The sequence below is a fragment of the Stenotrophomonas sp. GD03777 genome (genome assembly GCF_029842485.1).
Lineage (GTDB): Bacteria > Pseudomonadota > Gammaproteobacteria > Xanthomonadales > Xanthomonadaceae > Stenotrophomonas > Stenotrophomonas sepilia.
The window spans coordinates 1-2,971 of record NZ_JAOCGL010000203.1 but is presented as its reverse complement, the minus strand read 5'-3'; the positions used below and the strand labels follow the sequence as shown (position 1 = coordinate 2,971).

Below are 2,971 nucleotides of genomic sequence, written 5' to 3'. Positions count from 1 at the left end.
GCGACACCGCCCCGCCAACCCACGGAATGCCGCTTTGGCTGTTGCTGTTGCCGGCCAGCGGCCGGCACTACCGCGGGTGCAGGGCCGCAGGCCCTGCCGAACCATCCTCACTCCGCGACGTGCTCGACCTGCCGCGGTTCGGGCTTGGTGTCAGGCAGCTGCCAGAAGATCATCGTCGAGGTCAGGGTGATCGCGCCCACGCACAGGAATGTGGCATGCAGCGCGGCGGTCGCGCTGTTGCTGTCCAGGTGATTGCCGAACGCGGCCAGCAGGCTGCCGGCCGCCGCAGCGCCGAAACCGGCGGCCAGCATCATCACCATCGACAGCAGGCTGTTGCCGGAACTGGCGAATTCGCGGTCAAGGTCGCGCAGCGTCACGGTGTTCATCACGGTGAACTGCAGTGAATTGACCGCGCCGAAGAACGCAAGCTGCACCAGGCGCCAGGCCAGGTGCTGGCCAGGTGTCATCAGGATGAAGCTGGCCATTGCCAGCCCCACCAGCACGGTGTTGGTCATCAGCACGCGGCGGTAGCCGTAACGTTCGACCAGCTTCACTGCCAGTTTCTTCGACACCATGCCGGCGGCCGCTACGGGCACCATCATCAGGCCGGCGTTCATCGGGCCGAGGCCGAGGCCGACCTGCAGCAGCAGCGGGATCAGCATCGGCATGGCACTGCTGCCGATGCGTGAGAACAGGTTGCCGAGGATGCCGATGCGGTAGCTGGGTACGCGGAACAGGGCCAGCGAGAACAAGGGTGCGGTGGAATTGGCGGCATGCAGCCAGTAGCCCACCAGCGCAGCCAGGCCCGCGACCGTCATCAGCATCACCAGCGCGTGTGGGGTGCCGAGTCCGGAGATGCCGTCCAAGGCCAGCGACAGCACCACCATCGCAAAGGCCAGCATGATGTAGCCGCGCAGGTCGAAACGGGTGCGATGGCTGGCGTAATGGTCGGGCATGATCTTCATCGCGGCGATGAAACCGATCACGCCGATCGGCAGGTTGATCAGGAACACCCAGTGCCATGAGGCGATCTCGACCAGCCAGCCGCCCAGCGTCGGGCCGATCAGCGGGCCGACCAGCGCGGGGATGGCGATGAAGCTCATCGCGCGCAGGAAATCCTCGCGCGGCACCGAGCGCATCACCGCCAGCCGACCGACCGGCAGCAGCATCGCACCGCCGATGCCCTGCAGCACGCGCGCGCCGACCAGCTGGTGCAGGTGCTGGGCCAACGCGCAGGCCAGCGAGCCGAGGGTGAACAGGATGATCGCCACCAGGAAGGTGCGCCGGGTGCCATAGCGGTCGGCGATCCAGCCCGAGGCGGGAATGAAGGTGGCGACCGCCAGCGCATAGCTGAACACCACCGACTGCATCTGCAGCGGGCTCTCGCCCAGGCTGGCCGCCATCGCTGGCAGCGCCGTGTTGACGATGGTCGAGTCCAGCATCTGCATGAAGATCGCCAGGGACACCAGCCACAGCAGGGGACGCTGGCGGTTGTAGGTCGATGGCGATGTGGACATGGGGTGTGGCCGGTGCAGCGTGGGGGCCGCCATGATCGCGCACTGCGGGTCACGGCGCGATCAACATCGCGCCGTGATGGCATGCGGAATGCTCAGCGTTGGCTGTGCGCGTGCACCGCGTCGACCAGGACCTGCACATGCGCCGGGTCCATGTCCGGCGACATGCCGTGGCCGAGGTTGAACACATGGCCTTCGCGCGAGCCGCCGTTGCCGGCGGCATAGGTGTCGAGCACGCGCGCTGCGGCCGTGGCGATCGCATCCGGCGAGGCGTACAGCGTGGTCGGGTCGAGGTTGCCCTGCAGCGCGACGCGACCACCGGTGCGGCGCATTGCTTCGTCCAGGTCCAGCGTCCAGTCCAGGCCAAGTGCATCGGCGCCGGTCTGCGACAGTGCTTCCAGGTGCAGGCCGGTGCCCTTGCCGAACAGGATCAGCGGCGTGCGCTCGCTGCCTTCGCCGCGATCCAGGCCCTGTGCAATCCGCTGCAGGTAACGCAGCGAGAACTCGCGGTACATCGCCGGGGACAGCACGCCACCCCAGGTGTCGAACACCTGCAGCGCCTGCGCACCGGCCGCGCGTTGCGCACCGAGGTAGGCGATCACCGCTTCGGTGGTGACCTCCAGCAGGCGGTGCAGCGCCTGCGGATGGTTCAGCGCCATCGCCTTGATGCGTGCGAAATCCTTGCTGCCGCCGCCTTCCACCATGTAGCAGGCCAGCGTCCAGGGGCTGCCGGAGAAGCCGATCAGCGGCACCTGGCCGTCCAGCTCGCGGCGGATCAGGCGTACTGCATCCATCACGTAGCCCAGGTCCTGCTCCATGTCCGGCACCGCCAGCTTGGCGATGGCCGCGTCATCACGCACCGGATGGCGGAACTTCGGGCCTTCGCCTTCGACGAAGTACAGCTCCAGGCCCATCGCATCGGGAATGGTGAGGATGTCCGAGAACAGGATGGCTGCGTCCAGGGGGAACCGGCGCAGCGGCTGCAGGGTGACTTCGCAGGCGATCTCCGGGGTCTTGGCCATGGCCAGGAAGCTACCGGCCTTGGCCCGGGTCGCGCGGTATTCCGGCAGGTAGCGGCCGGCCTGGCGCATCAGCCAGACGGGGGTGCAGTCCACCGGTTCGCGGCGCAGGGCGCGCAGCAGGCGATCGTTGCGGAGAGGGCTGGTCACGATGGGCATTCCTTGGACGGGAGGAGCAGCGGCGTCAGTCGCCGTGCGAAAGGATCTGGAAGCCGCGATGCAGTTCGGCATCGCGGGCCTTCTCGAAGGCGTGGCGGGCGTCGTCGGCCTGCAGGAACAGCTCGCGCCGCAGCTGCGAGCGGCTGCCGACGCGGCCGCTCTCGCGCAGCAGCTCCCAGCCGCCGAACAGGTCCGGCTGCAGGCTCAGGCGCAGGAAACGCGGTGCCTGCGCACCGGCGTCGGGATGTTGCAGGTAGACGTGCATGGCACCGATTGTAG

At 67.9% G+C, this 2,971-nt stretch carries 3 protein-coding genes; all 3 read right to left on the bottom strand.

Annotated features, from left to right (window positions below):
• Nucleotides 1-107: 107 nt before the first annotated feature.
• Nucleotides 108-1,517, bottom strand: a complete 1,410-nt coding sequence (mdtD, locus tag N5E02_RS20690) for a multidrug transporter subunit MdtD (RefSeq protein WP_005418383.1) — start codon at nucleotides 1,515-1,517, stop codon at nucleotides 108-110.
• Between the two features lie 92 nt (nucleotides 1,518-1,609).
• Nucleotides 1,610-2,692, bottom strand: coding sequence for a uroporphyrinogen decarboxylase (gene hemE, locus N5E02_RS20685; RefSeq protein ID WP_262220390.1), 1,083 nt, complete (start codon nucleotides 2,690-2,692; stop codon nucleotides 1,610-1,612).
• Nucleotides 2,693-2,717: 25 nt separating this feature from the next.
• Nucleotides 2,718-2,957, bottom strand: coding sequence for a WGR domain-containing protein (locus N5E02_RS20680; RefSeq protein ID WP_053498927.1), 240 nt, complete (start codon nucleotides 2,955-2,957; stop codon nucleotides 2,718-2,720).
• Nucleotides 2,958-2,971: the final 14 nt, after the last annotated feature.